This is a genomic window from Lentzea fradiae (assembly GCF_900100955.1).
Classification (GTDB): domain Bacteria; phylum Actinomycetota; class Actinomycetes; order Mycobacteriales; family Pseudonocardiaceae; genus Lentzea; species Lentzea fradiae.
In genome coordinates this window covers 129,126-146,660 of the sequence record NZ_FNCC01000017.1, presented here as the reverse complement: position 1 = coordinate 146,660, position 17,535 = coordinate 129,126, and the positions used below count along the sequence as shown (strand labels likewise).

The window sequence follows — 17,535 nt, the reverse complement described above, 5'->3', positions numbered from 1 at the left end:
CCGATTATCGGCGCTGGTCCTCCGCGGTGGCCGTCCGGGCCAGCGCGAGCACCGCCGTGAACGGCGGGAACCAGTGCCGCGAGTGCGACGGCGGGTTCGCCCACCGCAGCGACCCGTACCTGGTCATCGTGGGCGGGAGGGCGATCCGGTGCGGCGAGCGCACGAACTGGACCTCCGGCGGCGCCTTGAGGTGCGTCGGGAGCAACGCGACGAGCTCGGCCAGGAAGATCCAGTGCTCGCGGGGCCCGGGGATCACTGTGACGGGACCGGCGAGCATGCGCGACTTGAGGTCGGCCAGGACACGCGACCCGATGCGCGCCGGCATGGCGAGCGCGGTGGTGGCGGGTCCGAGCGGCAGGAAGACGCCCTGCTCCGTCACCGACACCTGCCAGCCGAGCAACCGGTAGCCGGCGACGGCCTCCCCGATCGCCCGTTCGTGTCCTCTGTGCTGTGGGATCCCGGCGCTCCTGCCGGTGTCCGCGGTCGTGAGGCTCATCGGCGGTGGTCCTCCCCTTAGGTGGGTCAGGCACTGGTCAGGCCACGGAGGTCGTCCCGCCCCTGACGATGTGCAGGGTGCGACGTGGATCACGCCAACACCACTCGCGGGCTGCATGGGCCTCATGCAGCGGACGCATGAAGGTCATCCACCGCACGGCGGTACAGGCACTGCGACACGCGAATCCATTACGTCTTATGCATGAGATGGATGGACTGACGATCACGGCTCCGTACACTGGGAAATCGCTTCAGCGACGGGGGCGAGGCCGATGGACACCGCGAGACCCAGGTCCAGACGCGCTTGCCCTTGTGGAGCGTTCATCGCCGCCGACAACCCCGATCGGCTCTGCCACCGTTGCCGCCGCAACGCCCGTTCCGGCGTGCACGGCCCTCCTGAGGTTCCGGACGACTTCTGGGACCACCCCGCGATCGCGGCCGCGTGCACAGACCGCGACATGGGCGCCCTGATCTCCGCCTACCGGCACCACCCCCAGCACCTGAGCCGGGTCACCCAAGACCGCATGGCGGCGTGGCTCGGCATCAGCCAGGCGCAGCTGTCGCGTTACGAGTCGGGCGAGAACCAGATCGACCGGCTCGACCGGCTGCGCCACTTCGCGCGAGTGCTGGGCGTGCCGGCCGAACGACTGTGGTTCGACCGAGTCGTCATCCCAGCTCAGGTGGGCACCCCCGGATCGGGCCCGCCAGACGTGCTCGCCGCCCCGTGGGAGGCGACGAGCATTGCCCGTTCGGTCGAGGAGACGGCGAGGAGCGACTTGGCGATCAGCAGACGAGCGGCGCTCACAGGAGCCGCCGCGGTGACGGTGGGGTCCGCACTGGTCGAGCCGCTGCAGCGGTGGTTGCACCCCCTGCAGAACCTGTCGAAGTGGTCGTCGCACTCGGCGATCAGCACGGAGGAGCTCGACGCGCTGCAGCACGTGGCGGACGGTCTGCGCGGCTGGGGAGGCCGCGGAGGCTACGGACTGGCCCGCAAGGCGGTCCTGGGACAGCTGGACGAACTGGCGGAGCGCCTGCAACGCGCTCCGGCGGGCCCGACGACGGAACGAGCGTTCTTCATCGGCGCCGAGCTGTCGAAGGTGGCGGCGAGCATGTCGTTCGACGCGGGCCTGCACAACGCGGCCCAGCGCTACTACGTGCTGGCCATCCGCATGGCCAAGGCGGGCCACAACGACGGCTTCGCGGCCCTCTGCCTGGCCGCGATGGCGAGACAGATGTTCGACCTGGGCCGCCCGGAGGACGGCCTCGAACTGGTGCAGCTGGGCCAGTACGGCACCCGCCGCACCGGCACGCCGACGCTGAAGGCCCTCCTGCTCACCAGGGAGGCGTGGGCCTACGCCCACATGGGCAAGACCCGCGAGTTCCACCAGGCGGTGAGAATGGCCCAGGACAGCTTCGCGCAGCGGGAGCAGGACAACGAACCCCGCTACCTGCACAGCTTCGACGAGGCGGAGCTGGAAGGCGTCATAGGCGCCCGTTGCAGAGACCTGGCCATGCACGACCCGGCCCAAGCCGTGCACGCCGAACAACACATCCGGCGAGCACTGCAACTGCGAGACCCGTCGAAGGTGCGCAACCGCGCGTTCGACGTGATCGGACTGGCGCGCACCAAAATGGTCGCGGGAGACCCGGAGGCGGCGTGCGGGTTGATCAACGAGGTCCTGCCGACGGCGGCGAAGCTCTCCTCGGGCCGAGTCCTGCGCAAGCTGGAGGACTTCGCCAAGGAGGCGGCCCGACACCGCCACATCCCCGCGGTGAGGGACACCCGAGACGCCATCCGGGCGATGCGGACCGCCTGATGCGAGTGGGCATCACCGGACACAGCAACCTGGTCGAGGACTGCATCCCGGCGGTCCAGGCGGCACTGACACAGCTGCTGGAAACCCTGGACCGCCCCCTGGTCGGCGTCACCTGCCTGGCTCCAGGCGCCGACCAGGTCTTCGCCAGAGCCGTCCTGTCCCTGGGCGGCGAGGTGGAGGTGGTCCTCCCGGCCCTGGACTACCGGGAACGCCTGAAGCCACACCAGTTAGCCGACTACGACGAGCTACGAGCAGCGGCCACGGTGGTCAGCGTCCTCCCGCACATGTCGAGCGGACGCATGGCCTACGTGGCAGCGAACGAACGAATGCTCGCCTCGGTGGAACTGCTGGTGGCCGTCTGGGACGGCGTCCCGGCCCAGGGCAAGGGCGGCACAGCGGACGTGGTCGAACAGGCGAGGGCGAGCGGCGTGCCGATCGAAGTCGTCTGGCCGGAAGGGGCACGACGAAAGTCATAACGCCGCCACCCCGGTCTTGGCTCTTCCGGCGAAGCCGGGTGGGGTGGTCCCGTCACGAGCAGTGCTGACGCGTTGTGCCGCGCCCGGCGGCATCCTGCGCTGCTCGTCACGGGACCACCCCACGACGCGACCGGCCCACCCCGCTACTCCGAGCGAGCGAAGTTGGCAGGCAACCGGCCCAACTAGGCCACCCCGCTCTACCCCAACCCCCACCCCTTGATCACGATCTCAGGACATGGCAGCCGATCCGTTCGCCCGCCTGGCCGACCGCCAGCAGTCCCTGCGAACAGCCCTGCGAGCCCTCCGGTCCGCAGGCCCGGGCAGCCCGGACTTCCCCGCTCTCCTGCAAGAAACAGACCAGCAGGTCAAAGCCGTGATGCAGGCGAGGCGAGACGCGGAAGCGGCAAAACTGACCGCCCCGAACCGGGCACTGGCCGCCGCCACCACAGCAACAGCGCTGACCATCGCAGTCGGCTGGTTCGACCCCTGGTCCCTGCTCTCCCTTCTGCTGGCAGTGGCAGTGGCAGCAGCGGTCCTGGTAGATCCACCAGGCCAGAAGCTTTGGGAACCAAGAGCAAGAACCACAGCGATAACAGCTGCTTTGACAGCAACCCTCCTCACACCAGCAGCACACGGCTGGGCCGCTTTCCTCACCGCGGCCGGAATCGCCTGGTGGGCCTGGAGGACGTTCAAGTGAACATAGACCCGCAAAAGGCGCTCGAAGACAAAGTGGAACGCCTGAAACGAGACCTCAAAGCCCTCACCACCAGAATCGAGAACTCCGAGACCGAGGCCGCGCAACAGCACCTGGGCGTCACGAACCAGATCAGGGACACCACCAGGAAGATCACCAAGACCGACGACCGCGTCAGCGAGCTGGCCGAGAGCGTCCACCGCCTGGAGCGGCTCCTGATCGCCCTCAACCGCAAGGTCAGGGCGGGCAACACCGGGAAGGCCGACTTCGACTCGTGGCCGGAGGTCGGCGACGAGCAGCTGGCCAGGATCGCCAAGGGCCAGGAAGCCTACGCCCGCAGGAAGTTCACGCCCCAGGAGGCGAAGCTGGCCCGCAAGGCCGTCGCCGAGTACGACCGGCAGGCGCTGGAGGCCGTCGAGGCCGCCGAAGCCCTCACCCACCTCCCTCCCACCGCGGAGTCCTTGTGGCGCAAGAACTACCGGCAGTGGACCGCGATCACCACCAAGGTGCGCCCGGAGCTTCCGGAAGGTGACACTCAGGCCAGCGACAGCGCGGCGAAGTCCGCCGGCAACACCGCCATCGCCGAGGTGCGCCGGCACATCCGCGCTCGCATCGAGGACGCGGTGGCACGCGACCTGCTGTTCCCGGCCTGGTTCGAGAACATGCTCGGGCCTGCCGCACCGCCGGGACGGGCGGACGACTGGCTCTACACGGCGACGGACGTGGTGCTGTACCGGTTGTTGCACAAGGTGACCAGCCCGGCGGACGCGCTGGGTCCCGCTCCCCGGGAGGACGGGCACCGCAAGACCCTGTTCGACCGCCTGACCGCGGAATGCGCGGAGCACCGCGGGGCGTGACCCGGGCAGGGCGCCTCTGCCCGGGCCGTCAGCTGTTCACCACGTCGGCCAAGCCCGGCTCACGCGAGCTCCAGGCTGAACCGCTGCCGCACGTCGTCCGACGCGAGCACCTTCACCCGCACCTGCGACCCCACCTCGGCCTGGTGGCCGTGCAGGAGTCCGTGTGCACCGACGGGGTGCTCGACGAAGGAACCGAAGGGAGCCGTCGAGACGACCTTCCCCGAGAAGACTTCACCTACATCGGGAAGCATTGCGCATCACCTCCTCTCCCGAACGCGCTGTCCCTCAAGCGAGAACACACGCGGGGTTGGAGGGGCCCTGATCAAGTCAGGGCCGGGCAACCGTTCCGCTCACGGCACGAGGCCGACCCGGCAGTCATACGCGAACCATAGCCATCACAAGCCGTCCCGCGCAACGGAATCTAGACTCATCCCATGCTGGAGACGTCCGCACGGCTGCTGAAGTTGTTGTCCCTGTTGCAGGTGCGGCGCGACTGGACAGGCCCGGAGCTGGCCGACCGGCTCAGCGTGGACGTGCGCACGATCCGCCGCGACGTCGAGAAGCTGCGCAACCTCGGCTACCCCGTCACGTCGCTGCCCGGTGCCACCGGCGGCTACCAGCTGGGCGCGGGCGCGGAGCTGCCGCCGTTGCTGCTCGACGACGACGAGGCGGTGGCCGTCGCGGTGGGACTGAGGACGGCAGCGAACGGGACCATCGCGGGCATCGAGGAGACGTCGGTCCGCGCGCTCACGAAGCTGGAGCAGGTCCTCCCGGCACGGTTGCGCCGTCGGGTGCAGGCGTTGCAGCACCACACGACTCCCCTCGCCCCCACCGGTCCTACGGTCGATCCCGAGACGCTCACGGTGATCGCCGCCGCCTGCCGCGACCACCAGCAGCTGCGGTTCCCGTACGCGTCCACGCGCGGTGAGCCGGCGAAGCGGCTCGTGGAGCCGCAAGGGCTCGTCCACACCGGAAGGCGGTGGTACCTGGTCGCGTGGGACGTGTCCAAAAAGGACTGGCGGACGTTCCGCGTCGACCGGATCACCGCCGAACCCGTGCTCGCCGCGCGGTTCACGCCGCGCGAACCTCCTGCGGAGAGCCTCGGCGAGTTCGTGTCCCGGCAGGTCTCCTCGAACGTCTACACCCACCAGGCGCTGCTGACGATCCACGCCCCGCTGGAGCAGGTCGCCGAACGCACCACGCCCATCTCCGCGATGCTGGAACCGATCGACGCCACGTCGTGCCGGATGCGCACGGGCGCCGACTCGCTGGACCGCATCCTGTGGCACCTGATGTTCCTCGGCTTCGACTTCACGGTGCACGAACCGGAGGAGCTCGCCGAGCACGTGGCCACCCTCATCACCAGGCTGCAGAACTCGATCGGAGCACGACGGTGACAGCGGACGCCCACCCGGCAGACTTCCAGGCAGCGGCCGACCCGTTCCGCCGCGAGCTGCTCGCGCACTGCTACCGGATGCTCGGGTCGCTGCACGACGCCGAGGACCTGGTGCAGGAGACGTACCTGCGGGCGTGGAAGTCGTACGGCAAGTTCGAGGGCCGGTCGTCGGTGCGCACGTGGCTGTACCGGATCGCCACGAACGTCTGCCTGACCGCGCTCGACGGCCGCGCGCGACGGCCGTTGCCGTTCGGTCTCGGCACTGCGGGCGCGACGGAGAACGACCCGCTGACGCAGGACCACGAGGTCCCGTGGCTGGAGCCGTTCCCGACCGACCCCGCGGCCATCGTGGCGGAACGCGAGTCGACGCGGCTCGCGTTCGTCGCGGCCCTGCAACACCTGCCGCCACGGCAACGCGCGGTGCTGATCCTGCGCGACGTGCTCAAGCTCAGCGCCGCCGAGACCGCCGACGAGCTGGACATGACGGTCGCGGCCGTCAACAGCGCCCTGCAACGCGCGCACGCCCAGCTGACGGACCTCACCGAGGACGAGGTGGTCGAGCCGGCGGACGCGAAGCCCTTGCTCGACCGGTGGGTGGAGGTGTTCGAGGCCAAGGACGTCCCGGCGATCATCGGCCTGCTGGCGGAGGACGTCGTCTGGGAGATGCCGCCGTACCCGCAGTGGTACCGGGGCCGGGACATGGTCGGGTGGCACCTGACGAACCAGTGCCCGGCCGTCCCCCACGGCGCGCGCATGATCGCGACGGAGGCCAACGGGCACCCCGCCTACGGCCTCTACCTGCGGGCGGAGGACGGCGTGTTCCGCCCGTTCAACCTCCAGGTGCTGACTTTGCAAAGCGACCGGATCAGCCGGGTGTCGTCGTTCTTCGACCTCGGCCTGTTCCCGAGGTTCGGCTTGCCGGCGACGGCGTGAGCGGGGCCACCCGCGACAGATCTGTAGCCTTGCTAACCATGTCGTGGGGTGTGCTGGCGCTCGCGGGGTTCGTCGTCGCGTGCGGAGGGCTGTTGCAGGGCCTGGTCGGGTTCGGCCTGGCCCTCGTCGCCGTGCCGCTGCTCGCGCTGCTCGACCCCGCGCTCGTGCCGGTGCCCGTGCTGGTGATCGCCTGCGCCCACGCGGTGATGTCGCTGACCAGGGAGTTCGGCCACGTCGACTGGCGCGGGGTCGGCTGGGCGATGGCCGGGCGGCTGCCGGGGACCCTGATCGGCATCTGGATCGTCCGCTCGCTCGACCAGAAGAGCTTCGGCGTCGTCGTGGGGCTCGTCGTGCTTCTCTGCGTGCTGCTCTCGCTGGTCTCGTGGCGGCCCAGGCCCACGCCGCCGTCGCTGGTCACGGCGGGGGTCGCGAGCGGGTCGTTCGGCACGGCCACGTCGATCGGCGGGCCGATGATCGCGCTGGTCTACCAGAACGAGACGGGCCCGCAGGTCAGGGCGACGCTGGCGGCGTTCTTCACGCTCGGGACCGTCACGTCGATCCTCGGGCTCGCCACCGCCGGGGGCGTCACCGCGCACCAACTGTGGAACGGCGTGGTGCTGATCCCGTTCCTCATCGCCGGGTTCCTGGTCTCCGGACCGCTGCGCAAGCGGTTCGACGCCAAAGGCATCCGGACACCGATGCTCGTCGTCGCGGGCGCCAGCGCCGTGGTGCTGGTGGTGCGCAGCGCACTCCTGTAACAGGAGCGCGCTCCGCACCCTGCTCCCGAGATCCCGTCCCGCCCCACACCCCCGCCCGTGTGTCATCCATACAGGGCCCCCCGATGCTTCTGCGTCACGTGGCTATAGGACGCGGGGCCCCCGCGTCCTATGGGAGGGAACGTAGGGCCCCCGCGTACCCGGCGGGAAACACGAAAGAGAGTTGCGAACGGGGCAGGGGGTTACGGACAGCGCTGCTGAAGCGGGTTCAGAACGGCTGCGTGTCCGGCTGGTAGACCGTGCCGTTTGCGGGGGCGGTGAGGTCGACGAGGTACCTCGTCACCGCCGCGTCGGCACCGGCCGAGTCACCGAGGATGCAGTGCCCGAACGCGTCGACGCTGATCAGGCGCGCGTTGCCGAGCTGCTTGGCCATGCGCTGCGAGAACAGGTACTGCGTCGCCGGGTCGTAGTAGTTGCCCACCACGACGACCGGGTTCTTCGTGTGGCGGTTCCACGGCCCGGTCCAGCGGTCCGGGTTTCGGGTCGGCCACGTCGCACACGTCAGCAGGTCGGACGCGGCCTGGTAGCGGCCGAACGTCGGCGACTCCTTCTCCCACTTCGCCGCGGTCGACGCCCAGTCGCGGTTGGTGCGCGCGAACGGCTTGTCGATGCAGTTGACCGCGAAGTACGAGTCGTCCGACTCGTAGGGCGTCTCGGGCAGCGCGCGGACGTCCAGCCGTCCGTTGGCGACCTTCGGAACGTCCACGGCGGACTGGGCGCCCAGCGCGGCGGACGGGTTCTGCGCCACGTGGATCGACTGCAGCCAGGCCGTCAGGGACTGGAACGACGACGGGCTGTAGAGGCTGCCCGCGGTCTGGCCCACGACGTCGGTCAGCGTCACCTGCGAGCCGCCGGGCAGGGTCGTCGGGCCCTTGCGCAGGTTCTCCCGCAGGTCGTCGAACTTCTTGCGCGCCCCACCGGCGAACGCGCACCTCTCCACGCCCACGCTGTCACAGCGCTTGAGCATCGCGTCGAGGGCGATCTCGAAGCCGCGGGCGCGTTCGCGGTCGTACTGCGCGCCGTCGGCCAGACGCAGCCGCGGGTCGACGTTGCCGTCCAGCACCAGGGCGCGCGACTTCGCCGGGAAGATGTTCGCGTAGGTGGCGCCGAGCAGCGTGCCGTAGGAGAAGCCGACGTAGGTGAGCTGCCGGTCGCCGACGGCTTCACGCATCACGTCGAGGTCGCGGGCGACGGCCTCGGTCGACATGTGGTTGAGCAGCGGACCGGCGTTGATGCCGCAGTAGTCGGTGTAGACCTTGGACTGGCGGATCGCGCTCGCGATCTCGTCCTTGGTGGTGGGCAGCGCGTACCAGCCGTCGAGGACCGCCTCGGCCTCCTCCTGGGTGCGGAAGCAGCGCAACGGGGCGCTGCGGCCGACGCCGCGCGGGTCGAAGCCGATGAGGTCGAACTTCTCCAGGACCTCCGGGGTGAAGAAGCTGGCACCGTAGGCGCCGTAGATCAGGCCCGCGCCGCCGGGTCCACCGGGGTTGATGAACAGCGAGCCGATCTTCTTGGCCGGGTCGCCGGCGGGGCGCTTCATCATGACGATGCCGGTCCGGTCACCGCGCGGGCGCGAGTGGTCGACCGGGACGGTCTGGACGGCGCAGCTCACGCGGGTGCGCTCGGCGGCGGGGATCTCGGCGAGGACGTCCTCCGCGCACGGCCCCCAGGTGGCGGGTCTGACGGTCGACGCTGCCTCGGGCTGGGCGGAGGCGGTGCCCAGGCCGGTGATGGCGGTGCCGAGCGTGAGCGCGCCGACGAGCGCCGCACGCACGGCCCGCGAAGTTGCAGGAGTCATCGTCGCAGCCCACCACTCACGGCGGGCCGCGGGTAACCTCCTATCGGAGGGTGTTCACCCGGTCACACGGCGCGGGCGAGTGAAACGGCGAACCGCTTCTCCGCGTCGGTCCACCAGCCGTGCAGCGAGAACCCGCCGTCCTCCAGTTCGCGCCGCACACCGTCCTCGCGGAACTTGGCCGACACCTCGGTCCGCAGCTCCTCGCCCTCCTTGAACTCGACGGTCAGACCGAGCCCGGCGAGCGTCACGGTCATGGCCCGCTTCGCCCGCAGGCGCATCTCGATCCACTCGCACTCGGCGTTCCACAGCGCCACGTGCTCGAACGCGTTCACGTCGAAGTCGCCGCCGACCTCGCGGTTGAGCACCTTCAGCACGTTGCGGTTGAACTCCGCCGTGACGCCCTGCGCGTCGTCGTACGCGCGGACCAGCGTCTCCTCGTCCTTGACCAGGTCGGTGCCGAGCAGCAGCCACTCCCCCGGTTCGAGCACGTCGCGGACGGTGCGGAGGAACTTCTCCCGCTCCTCGGGGATGAGGTTGCCGATCGTGCCGCCCAGGAAGGCGACGAGCCGCGGTGACTCGCCCGGCAGCAGCGCCAGGTGCTGGGTGAAGTCGCCGACGACGCCGTGCACGCGCAGTCCCGGGTAGTCGGCCATGATCGCGTGGGCCGCCTCGGTGAGCGCCGACACCGACACGTCCTGCGGCACGAACTGCCGCAGCGTGCCCTGCTCGCGCAGGGCGCTGAGCAGCAGCCTGGTCTTCTCCGACGACCCGGAACCCAGCTCCACCAGCGAGTGCGCGCCCGTGGCCGCGGCGATCTCCCCCGCGCGGTCGGCGAGGACCTCGCGTTCGGCGCGGGTCGGGTAGTACTCCGGCAGGCGGGTGATGTCCTCGAACAACGCGCTGCCCGTCGCGTCGTAGAACCACTTGGGCGAGACCCACTTCGGGTTCGCGGTCAGCCCGGCGCGCACGTCCGCTCGTAGCGCGTGCGCGGCGTCCTCGGGCGTGAGGTGCACGTCCAGCACCGGCTCGGTCATATCGGTCGAACCTCCACAGTGGATGGAACGGCGGCGACCACGTGCCGGTCGGGGATCTCCCGCCAGTCCGGGTCGTCGTCGAGCGGCTCGGACGCGAGTGTCACGCCCTCGCCCTTCTGCAGCACCCACAGGGCGTGTGTCCACGTCGTCCCCACGAGTGCCTTTCCGTTGGTCAGCAAGAAGTTCAGGCGGGACTTCGGCGCCTCCTCCACGACCTCGCGGACGAGGTCGGCGAGCACCTGCTCCGGCCGCGCCCCGGTCGCCAGGCGCCTGCGCAGCACGGCCCACAGCAGCGCCGAGTCGGTCGGCGCGTCCATCGTCAGCAGGTCGGTGACGTCGAGGGTCTTCGCGAGCCCCGCCGCGGTGTGCGGCCAGCCGTCGATCCGCCCGTTGTGGCTGAAGAGCCACGTGTCGTCGGCGAACGGCGCGCAGGCCGCGTCCGCCACCGGCATCCCGGCCGTGGCCGACCGCACCGCCGCGAGGAACGCCGTGGACCGCGCGCCGGCGAGCTGCCGCAGGTTCGCGTCGCTCCACAGCGTCCCCGCGCGCCGGTACCGGACGGGGCCGGGGAACCAGCCGACGCCGTAGCCGTCGACGTTGACCGTTCCCCCCGCCCGCATGTCCCCCGGCGCGTACGACTGGCGCTCCAGCGAGTGCGGCGCGTCGAACAGCGGCCCGGCCAAGGGCACGGCGGGGCCCAGGTAAGCCAGGTGGCGGCACACCGGTCAGGCGTCCCTGGCGCAGCGGAAGCCCGCGAAGATCTGCCTTCTGATCGGGTAGTCCCAGTTGCGGAACGTCGCGCGGACCGCCGACTTGTCGGTGCCGAACGAGCCACCGCGCAGCACCTTGTACTCGGGTCCGAAGAAGACCTCCGAGTACTCGCGGTACGGGAACGCCTCGAAACCGGGGTACGGGTGGAAGTCCGTCGACGTCCACTCCCACACGTCGCCGATCAGCTGGTGCACGCCGCTCGGCGACGCGCCCGCCGGGTAGGCGCCGACCGGAGCCGGGCGCAGGTGGCGCTGGCCGAGGTTCGCGTGCCGCTCCCGCGGGTCCTCGTCGCCCCACGGGTACCGCCGCGACCGTCCGGTCTCCTGGTCGAACCGGGCCGCCTTCTCCCACTCTGCCTCGGTCGGCAGGCGCTTGCGCACCCATGTCGCGTACGCCTGGGCCTCGTGGAAGCTCACGTGCACCACCGGTTCGTCCGCGACGACCGGCTCCGTGACGCCGAACGCTGTGCGCACGAACGAGCTGCCCTCGCGTTGCCAGAACCGCGGTGCGACGAGCTTCGCGGTCGTGCGGTGCTCCCAGCCCTCCTCCGTCCACAGCCGACGGTCGTCGTACCCGCCCGCCAGGACGAACTCGGCGTACTCACCGTTGGTGACCGGGGTGGTGTCGATGAAGAACGGGTCGACGTGGACGGTGTGCGCGGGACGTTCGTTGTCGAGCGCCCACGGTTCGTCGGAGGTGCCCATCTCGAACGGTCCACCCGGGATGAACGCCTCCGTGGCGGGGACGAGGTTTCCTCTGGGCGGTAAGGGCGCGTGCAGGACCGGGTCGCCGGTGCGCAGCTGGTGGGTGGCGAGCATCGTCTCGTCGTGCTGCTGCTCGTGCTGCACGATCATGCCGAACGCGAAGCCGTTCTCGACGAGCCTGCGGCCCTCCAGCGGGACCTTCTCCAGCACGTCGAACACCTTGCCGCGCACGTCACCGACGTACTGGCGGGCCTCGCGCGGGTTCAGCAGCGGCAGCTCCGGCCGCACCGACCGGCCGTACTTGAACGCGTCGTAATATTCGTCGATGTCGCTGCGGACCGGTTCACGGCCGCCGACGTCGCGGACGAGCCACAGCTCCTCCTGGTTGCCGATGTGCGCCAGGTCCCAGACCAGCGGCGACATCAGCTTCGAGTGCTGCCGGACGAGGTCGTGCTCGTCGACGGCGTCGGTCAGGGCGGTGGAACGCGCGCGCGAACGCGCCAGTTCCTCCGCCACCTGCTCGCGGAGTTGTTCGGTCACAGCTTCCCCTCAAGCTCCCGGCTGATGGTGCTGATCTGGTCGGCGGGAAGCCCGGTGCGGGGCATCGCCTCCACACCGAGGGCGACGACGTCGCGCGCCGCCTTGGCGATGCGGTCGTCGGCCATCCCGTGCCGGGCGGCGGCCAGCCACCGCCCGGCGGCCCGTTCGGTCGCCGCCAGCACACCGTCCACGACGGACGGGTCGCTGAACAGCGCGACGAGCAGCGCACTCGGCGCGATCCACCCGCCAGGGGCGGGCGTGTCCAGGTACCGGATCTCCATGTACCCGCGTGGTCGCACGGGCGGGAACAGGAGCGTCAGGTGGTAGTCGAGGTCGTCGCTCGTGGGCCTGCGGTCGAGGGCTCCGTCGATCCACTCGGCGAACGTGAGCTTGCGCGGCGGGATCCAGTTGGCGCTGGGACCGCGGACGGCGATGACCGGGGTGTCGAGAACTCGCCGCGCGTAGGCGGCGGCCGGATCGGCGCACACGGCGCTCGGCCTGGTGCGCACGGGATCCGTGCCGTAGAGGGTTCGCATGCGGGCCGACGCCCACCCGGTGTGCAGGCCACCGGTGGTGGGCGAGTTCGCGAAGAGGGCGGTGAGGACGGGGCCGAGCCGGTGCACGGCGGCCCAGCGGTCCTGGAGGTGCTTCTGCTCGCCGAAGTCGATGCAGACCTGTAAACCGGCGGTGCAGCACATCATCGAGATGCCGTCGGGGCCGAGCTCGCCGAACGCGTGCTCCATCGCCGCGTAACGAGGCACCCGCAGCATGCGCGTGGGGCCCCGGTGCGCGTCGGCTCCTTTGTCACCGAGCACGAGGCCGTGGTCCGCCAGCATCGCGGTGAGGTGGGCGATGTCCTGGGCGACCGTGCGGAAGAGGTCGGGGAGGCTGGTGCAGGGAGGTGTGGAGATCTCGACCTGCCCGCCCGGTTCGACGGTCAGCGGGGTGCCGCTGGGAAGCGGCCTCTGGGGGCTGTCCGGAACGAGAGTGGGTGGTGCGTGGTCGCCGAGCGCGGTGGCGAGCCGATGTCGATCGAGGACCTGGGCCGGGTCTTCGGCGTGGTGCACGGTCCATTCGAGCTCCACGCCGTACAGCCGCGGAGGCCCGTGTTTGAAGCAGACCGAGGCCACGTACGCCTCGGCCGCGGCGCGGTCGGCGAACATCGCCGGCGCCGGTTCGTTACGCAACGCTGTCACGCTGCCACACTCCCCGTGATCGTCAGGCTCAATCGACGCTACACGCGGGGTCTGACACTCGCAGCCTTCTGTTCCTTACGGAACAAGGGTGTGCGGGCTCGTGCGCGCACACCCCGGCCGACGTGAGCGGGTCACCTGTCCCTGTTCGCCGCCAGGTTCTCGGCCAGAGCGGCGATCAGGTCGGAGACCGTGCGGCTCAGCATCAGGTCGACCACGTGGACGCCGTTCGACTCGCGCCGCTGCCATCCGAGGCGCTCGACGCGCGTCGGCTGCCCGACGGTCTCCTGGGTCTCCATGTCGGCAGGATAGGGCCGGGACGGCGCGCAGCGGGACCCGTCAGTCCGAAGATCCACACGAACGTGCGGAAAGGGTTTATCGGCCTCGCGACCGGACCCGGCCGGCAGCCGTGAGGATCACACCACCGGACCCACGCAATCCGTACGTACGGATTGGATTTCCCGTCCCCGCCCTGCCACCATCTTCAGGTGCCCAGGGTGAGCCAGGACCACCTCGACGCCCGCCGCCGTCAGATCCTCGACGGCGCGCGTGCCTGTTTCGCGCGACACGGCTACGAAGGCGCCACAGTACGCCGTCTCGAAGAGGCGACGGGACTGTCCCGCGGTGCGATCTTCCACCACTTCCGGGACAAGGAGTCGCTCTTCCTCGCCCTCGCCGAGGACGAGGCGCTGCGGATGGCCGACGTGGTGGCCGAGCAGGGTCTCGTGCAGGTGATGCGCGACCTGCTCGACGAGCCGGAGAAGCGCACCGGCGAGCACGCGGCGGACTGGCTCGGCACGCGGCTGGAGGTGTCGCGGCGGCTGCGCACGGACCCGGACTTCCGGGCGCGGTGGGCCGAGCGCAGCGAGCAGCTCACGACGGCGACCCGGCAGCGGCTCATCCGCCAGCGGGAGGCCGGGAACCTGCGCGACGACGTCGACGTCACGGTGCTCACGAGCTTCCTCGAACTGGTCCTCGAAGGGCTGGTCTCGCACCTCGCGATGGGGCTGCCGGCGGAGAACATGGAGCCGGTGCTGGACTTGGTCGAGGAAACCGTGCGGCGTCACCGGCGCAGCTCTTGAAGGTTCTTCGCGTCTTCACCACTGTGGAGGCATGAAGACCGCCGTCCAGTTCCTCGCGCTGCGCACGATCGTCCGCGGCTACGCGCTGCTCGGTGACCCGTACGCGGGCGTCATGGCGTTGTCGCCGAACCGCGACCCGTACGCGCTGTACGAGAAGGTGCGGGCGCGGGGCGACCTGGTCCGCAGCCGCATGGGCGCGTACGTGTCGCCGTCGCGGGAGATCTGCGACTCGGTGTTGCGCGACAACAGGTTCATCACCGCCACCTTCGACGAAGCCTCGATGGTGCCGATCACCCTCGTGCGGGACGGCGAGAAGGTCGTCAACCCGGTGCAGGACTCGTTCCTGATGAAGAACCCGCCGGACCACACGCGGCTGCGCAGGCTCGTGCAGCCGTTCTTCACGCCGCGGGCTCTCAAGGACCGCACGGAGTCGATCCGGCGGATCGTCGCGAACCACCTCGACGGGCTGGGCGACCGGTTCGACCTCGTCAGCGACTTCGCGTCGCAGGTGCCGATCCAGGTCATCGCGGACCTGCTGGGCATACCGGACGGCCACCAGGACACGTTCGCGCGGTGGGGGTCGGCGCTCGCCGAGACGCTCGACGGGGTCTGGTCGCACAAGCAGCTCAAGAACCTGCACACGACGATCTCCGAGTACAACGACTTCATCGACGTGCTGATCGAGGAACGCCGCCGCGCGCCGCAGGACGACATCGTCAGCCACCTCGTGACGCGGCACGCGGACCTCAGCCGCGAGGACCTGGTCGCCACGACCGGCCTGCTGCTGTTCGCCGGGTTCGAGACGACGGTCAACCTGATCGGCAACGGCGTGCTGAAGGCGTTCGAGAACCCGCACACCGTGGCGCCGCTCGCGCAGAGCCCCGAGTACGCGGAGGGGTTCGTGGAGGAGGTGCTGCGGCTCGACCCGCCCGTGCAGTACACGATCCGCTGGCCGAAGGAGCGGCTGGAGCTGGGTGGGGTGAGCCTGGCCGCCGGGACGCCGGTGATGCTCGTGCTGGCGGCGGCGAACCGGGACCCGCGCGTGTTCGACAACCCCTCCGCGTTCGACCCGGCACGGTCGAACGCGCGCGAGCACCTCGCGTTCAGCGCGGGCATCCACTACTGCATCGGGGCGGGGCTGAGCCGGATCGAGGGCGCCGTCGCGCTGCACGAGCTGTTCAAGCGGTTCCCCGGCCTCGCCCAGGACGGCCCGGTGGCCCGCCGGAGGTCGAGGCTGATCCGGGGCGCCTTGCGACTTCCGGTTCGGACGAACGAGACCAAACGATCACTGGCCGTGAGGCAAAGCTGACTGGAAGCGAAAATTGTTGCGGCGAGTGCTCGACTTCACCTGACTGGAGCAATGTTCGAGCCCCAATGACACATCTCCGTAGTGCATCCTTGTGGAAGAGAGGGAGACCCGCCGCACCGCCGCCGCGACGGGCCTCCCTCTCACCTTCTTCAGGGCCGTCGTTCGACGGGGCTCATTCGACACCCGACATGAGTTTGCGGATCGCCGGAGCCGCGACGGCGAGCGCGCCACCGAGCACCACGGCCGCGCCGCCCAGCGTCAGGAAGTACGCCGACGGGCTCGTCGTGTAGAACTTCACGAGCTGCGCCGCCACGCCGGTGCCGGCCGACGTCGCGAGGAACCACAGGCTCATCGTCTGCGAGGCGAACGCCTTGGGCGCGAGCTTCGTCGTCGCCGACAGGCCGACCGGCGACAGCATCAGCTCACCGGCGGTCATGATCAGGAACATCAGCACGAGCCACAACGGCGTCACCTTGCCGTCGGCCGCCGAGCTGCTCGCGAAGAACATCACCACGAACGACAGGCCCACGAGCACCAGCGCGCCCGCGAACTTGCGGGGCGTGGACGGCGACCGGTCGCCGAGCTTGACCCACAGCAGCGCGAACAGCGGGGCCAGCGCGATGATCATGATCGGGTTGATCGACTGGAACCAGGCGACCGGGAACTCCCAGCCGAACACGTGGTTGTCGACGTTGGAGTCCGCGAACTCGGCGATGACCGACGCGCTCTGCTCGAAGATCAGCCAGAACATGGCCGCGGCGATGAACAGCGGGATGTAGGCGATGACGCGCGGCTTCTCCTCCGGCAGCGTCTTGCGGCTGCGCAGCATGACGGTGAAGTAGCCGATGGGCAGCACGATCGACATGACGCTGATCATCAGGATGACGCCCTCGACGTCGCCCAGCAGGTACGAGACGACCCCCAGCACGCCGATCGCGACCGCGATGCCGCCGATGAGGCCGTAGACGCGGCCCTTCTCGGCCGGGGGCAGCGGGTTCGGCGGGACGGCCGCGGAGCCGCGCAGGTACTTGCGGCCCAGGCGGTACTGCACCAGGCCGACCGCCATGCCGACCGCGGCCACGGCGAAGCCCGCGTGGAAGCCGACGCCGTCCGCCAGCGCACCGGTGATCAGCGGGGACACGAACCCACCGATGTTGATCGCCATGTAGAACACCGTGAAACCGGCGTCGCGGCGGGTGTCGGTCTTGTCGTACAGGCCGCCGACGACGGTCGAGATGTTCGGCTTGAGCAGGCCGGTGCCGAACACGATGAAGATCAGGCCGAGGTACACGCCCGTGATGCCGATCGGCACCGACAGCGCGATGTGCCCGAACATGATCAGCACGCCGCCGTAGAACGTCGACCGCTGCCCGCCCCACACGCGGTCGGCGAGCCAGCCGCCCGCCACGCCGGACATGTACACGGCGGTGCCGTAGATGGCCACGACGGACAGTGCGAGCGTCTTGTCGACGCCGAGACCGCCCTCGGACACGGCCGTCCACAGGTAGAGGCCGAGAATGGCCTTCATCCCGTAGAAGGAGAACCGTTCCCAGAGTTCGGTGAAGAACAGCGTGGACAAGCCCCTGGGGTGACCGAAGAAGCCCTTGTCCGTGGTGGAGGTGCTGGCGCTGGGAGCGCTCACGCTCGTCGTCCTCTCGTG

The 17,535-nt window shown here is 70.0% G+C and carries 18 protein-coding genes; 9 read left to right on the top strand and 9 right to left on the bottom strand.

Annotated features, from left to right (window positions below; all coding sequences use genetic code 11):
- Window positions 1-4: 4 nt before the first annotated feature.
- A complete protein-coding gene (locus BLT23_RS33780; RefSeq protein ID WP_090057425.1) occupies window positions 5-496 on the bottom strand; it encodes a hypothetical protein in 492 nt (163 codons plus the stop codon).
- 382 nt (window positions 497-878) lie between these two features.
- Here BLT23_RS33780 and BLT23_RS33775 point away from each other — a divergent pair, with 382 nt between their 5' ends.
- The 4 genes from BLT23_RS33775 (at window position 879) to BLT23_RS41445 (ending at window position 4,339) form a co-directional block, all read left to right on the top strand.
- Complete coding sequence (locus BLT23_RS33775; RefSeq protein WP_245744478.1) at window positions 879-2,312, top strand: helix-turn-helix domain-containing protein; 1,434 nt, start codon at window positions 879-881, stop codon at window positions 2,310-2,312.
- On the top strand, window positions 2,312-2,788 hold the full coding sequence (locus BLT23_RS33770) for a hypothetical protein (protein WP_090057420.1): 477 nt from the start codon (window positions 2,312-2,314) through the stop codon (window positions 2,786-2,788). The genes BLT23_RS33775 and BLT23_RS33770 overlap by 1 nt, the downstream gene beginning before the upstream one ends.
- Before the next feature lie 235 nt (window positions 2,789-3,023).
- Window positions 3,024-3,485 carry a hypothetical protein gene (locus BLT23_RS40310; RefSeq protein WP_143036129.1) on the top strand — a complete coding sequence of 154 codons (462 nt, stop codon included), beginning with the start codon at window positions 3,024-3,026 and terminating at the stop codon, window positions 3,483-3,485.
- Window positions 3,482-4,339, top strand: a complete 858-nt coding sequence (locus tag BLT23_RS41445) for a hypothetical protein (protein WP_218133966.1) — start codon at window positions 3,482-3,484, stop codon at window positions 4,337-4,339. The genes BLT23_RS40310 and BLT23_RS41445 overlap by 4 nt, the downstream gene beginning before the upstream one ends.
- Before the next feature lie 59 nt (window positions 4,340-4,398).
- Here BLT23_RS41445 and BLT23_RS33760 read toward each other — a convergent pair whose 3' ends face one another.
- Entirely contained in the window at window positions 4,399-4,590 is a 192-nt protein-coding gene (locus BLT23_RS33760) for a S1 RNA-binding domain-containing protein (RefSeq protein ID WP_090057417.1), read from the bottom strand.
- A 183-nt stretch (window positions 4,591-4,773) separates the two neighbouring features.
- On the opposite strand from BLT23_RS33760, the gene BLT23_RS33755 reads away from it, so the two are divergent.
- Genes BLT23_RS33755 through BLT23_RS33745 form a run of 3 tightly spaced genes read left to right on the top strand, consistent with a single transcriptional unit; the run spans window position 4,774 to window position 7,426 of the window.
- Window positions 4,774-5,736 (top strand): helix-turn-helix transcriptional regulator, encoded by a 963-nt coding sequence (locus BLT23_RS33755; RefSeq protein WP_143036128.1) that lies wholly within the window; start codon window positions 4,774-4,776, stop codon window positions 5,734-5,736.
- Window positions 5,733-6,668: a sigma-70 family RNA polymerase sigma factor gene (locus BLT23_RS33750; protein WP_245744476.1), complete on the top strand. Its 936-nt coding sequence runs from the start codon at window positions 5,733-5,735 to the stop codon at window positions 6,666-6,668. The genes BLT23_RS33755 and BLT23_RS33750 overlap by 4 nt, the downstream gene beginning before the upstream one ends.
- 38 nt (window positions 6,669-6,706) lie before the next feature.
- Window positions 6,707-7,426: a sulfite exporter TauE/SafE family protein gene (locus tag BLT23_RS33745; RefSeq protein ID WP_090057410.1), complete on the top strand. Its 720-nt coding sequence runs from the start codon at window positions 6,707-6,709 to the stop codon at window positions 7,424-7,426.
- 226 nt (window positions 7,427-7,652) lie between these two features.
- Here BLT23_RS33745 and BLT23_RS33740 read toward each other — a convergent pair whose 3' ends face one another.
- From BLT23_RS33740 to BLT23_RS41105, 6 genes are all read right to left on the bottom strand, one after another.
- On the bottom strand, window positions 7,653-9,242 hold the full coding sequence (locus BLT23_RS33740; RefSeq protein ID WP_245744474.1) for an alpha/beta hydrolase: 1,590 nt from the start codon (window positions 9,240-9,242) through the stop codon (window positions 7,653-7,655).
- Window positions 9,243-9,304: 62 nt separating this feature from the next.
- Window positions 9,305-10,276 carry an L-histidine N(alpha)-methyltransferase gene (gene egtD, locus BLT23_RS33735; RefSeq protein ID WP_090057405.1) on the bottom strand — a complete coding sequence of 324 codons (972 nt, stop codon included), beginning with the start codon at window positions 10,274-10,276 and terminating at the stop codon, window positions 9,305-9,307.
- On the bottom strand, window positions 10,273-10,998 hold the full coding sequence (egtC, locus tag BLT23_RS33730; protein WP_090057402.1) for an ergothioneine biosynthesis protein EgtC: 726 nt from the start codon (window positions 10,996-10,998) through the stop codon (window positions 10,273-10,275). Before egtC ends, egtD begins: the two co-directional genes overlap by 4 nt.
- Window positions 10,999-11,001: 3 nt before the next feature.
- Window positions 11,002-12,291 carry an ergothioneine biosynthesis protein EgtB gene (egtB, locus tag BLT23_RS33725; RefSeq protein WP_090057398.1) on the bottom strand — a complete coding sequence of 430 codons (1,290 nt, stop codon included), beginning with the start codon at window positions 12,289-12,291 and terminating at the stop codon, window positions 11,002-11,004.
- Window positions 12,288-13,487 carry a glutamate-cysteine ligase family protein gene (locus BLT23_RS33720; protein ID WP_425434441.1) on the bottom strand — a complete coding sequence of 400 codons (1,200 nt, stop codon included), beginning with the start codon at window positions 13,485-13,487 and terminating at the stop codon, window positions 12,288-12,290. The genes egtB and BLT23_RS33720 overlap by 4 nt, the downstream gene beginning before the upstream one ends.
- 131 nt (window positions 13,488-13,618) lie before the next feature.
- Complete coding sequence (locus tag BLT23_RS41105; RefSeq protein WP_176947046.1) at window positions 13,619-13,783, bottom strand: hypothetical protein; 165 nt, start codon at window positions 13,781-13,783, stop codon at window positions 13,619-13,621.
- 189 nt (window positions 13,784-13,972) lie between these two features.
- Between BLT23_RS41105 and BLT23_RS33715 the strand changes: the two genes are divergently transcribed.
- Window positions 13,973-14,566, top strand: coding sequence for a TetR/AcrR family transcriptional regulator (locus tag BLT23_RS33715; RefSeq protein WP_090057392.1), 594 nt, complete (start codon window positions 13,973-13,975; stop codon window positions 14,564-14,566).
- A 31-nt stretch (window positions 14,567-14,597) separates the two neighbouring features.
- Window positions 14,598-15,875, top strand: a complete 1,278-nt coding sequence (locus BLT23_RS33710; RefSeq protein ID WP_090057390.1) for a cytochrome P450 — start codon at window positions 14,598-14,600, stop codon at window positions 15,873-15,875.
- A 172-nt stretch (window positions 15,876-16,047) separates the two neighbouring features.
- Here the strand turns inward: BLT23_RS33710 and BLT23_RS33705 are convergent, their stop codons facing one another.
- On the bottom strand, window positions 16,048-17,517 hold the full coding sequence (locus BLT23_RS33705) for a peptide MFS transporter (RefSeq protein WP_090057387.1): 1,470 nt from the start codon (window positions 17,515-17,517) through the stop codon (window positions 16,048-16,050).
- Window positions 17,518-17,535: the final 18 nt, after the last annotated feature.

Coding starts and splice junctions, on each gene's coding strand:
- BLT23_RS33780 (WP_090057425.1), bottom strand. CDS start 496: ATGAGCCTCACGACCGCGGACACCGGCAGGAGCGCCGGGATCCCACAG.
- BLT23_RS33770 (WP_090057420.1), top strand. CDS start 2,312: ATGCGAGTGGGCATCACCGGACACAGCAACCTGGTCGAGGACTGCATC.
- BLT23_RS40310 (WP_143036129.1), top strand. CDS start 3,024: ATGGCAGCCGATCCGTTCGCCCGCCTGGCCGACCGCCAGCAGTCCCTG.
- BLT23_RS33760 (WP_090057417.1), bottom strand. CDS start 4,590: ATGCTTCCCGATGTAGGTGAAGTCTTCTCGGGGAAGGTCGTCTCGACG.
- BLT23_RS33755 (WP_143036128.1), top strand. CDS start 4,774: ATGCTGGAGACGTCCGCACGGCTGCTGAAGTTGTTGTCCCTGTTGCAG.
- BLT23_RS33745 (WP_090057410.1), top strand. CDS start 6,707: ATGTCGTGGGGTGTGCTGGCGCTCGCGGGGTTCGTCGTCGCGTGCGGA.
- BLT23_RS33740 (WP_245744474.1), bottom strand. CDS start 9,242: ATGACTCCTGCAACTTCGCGGGCCGTGCGTGCGGCGCTCGTCGGCGCG.
- egtD (WP_090057405.1), bottom strand. CDS start 10,276: ATGACCGAGCCGGTGCTGGACGTGCACCTCACGCCCGAGGACGCCGCG.
- BLT23_RS41105 (WP_176947046.1), bottom strand. CDS start 13,783: ATGGAGACCCAGGAGACCGTCGGGCAGCCGACGCGCGTCGAGCGCCTC.
- BLT23_RS33710 (WP_090057390.1), top strand. CDS start 14,598: ATGAAGACCGCCGTCCAGTTCCTCGCGCTGCGCACGATCGTCCGCGGC.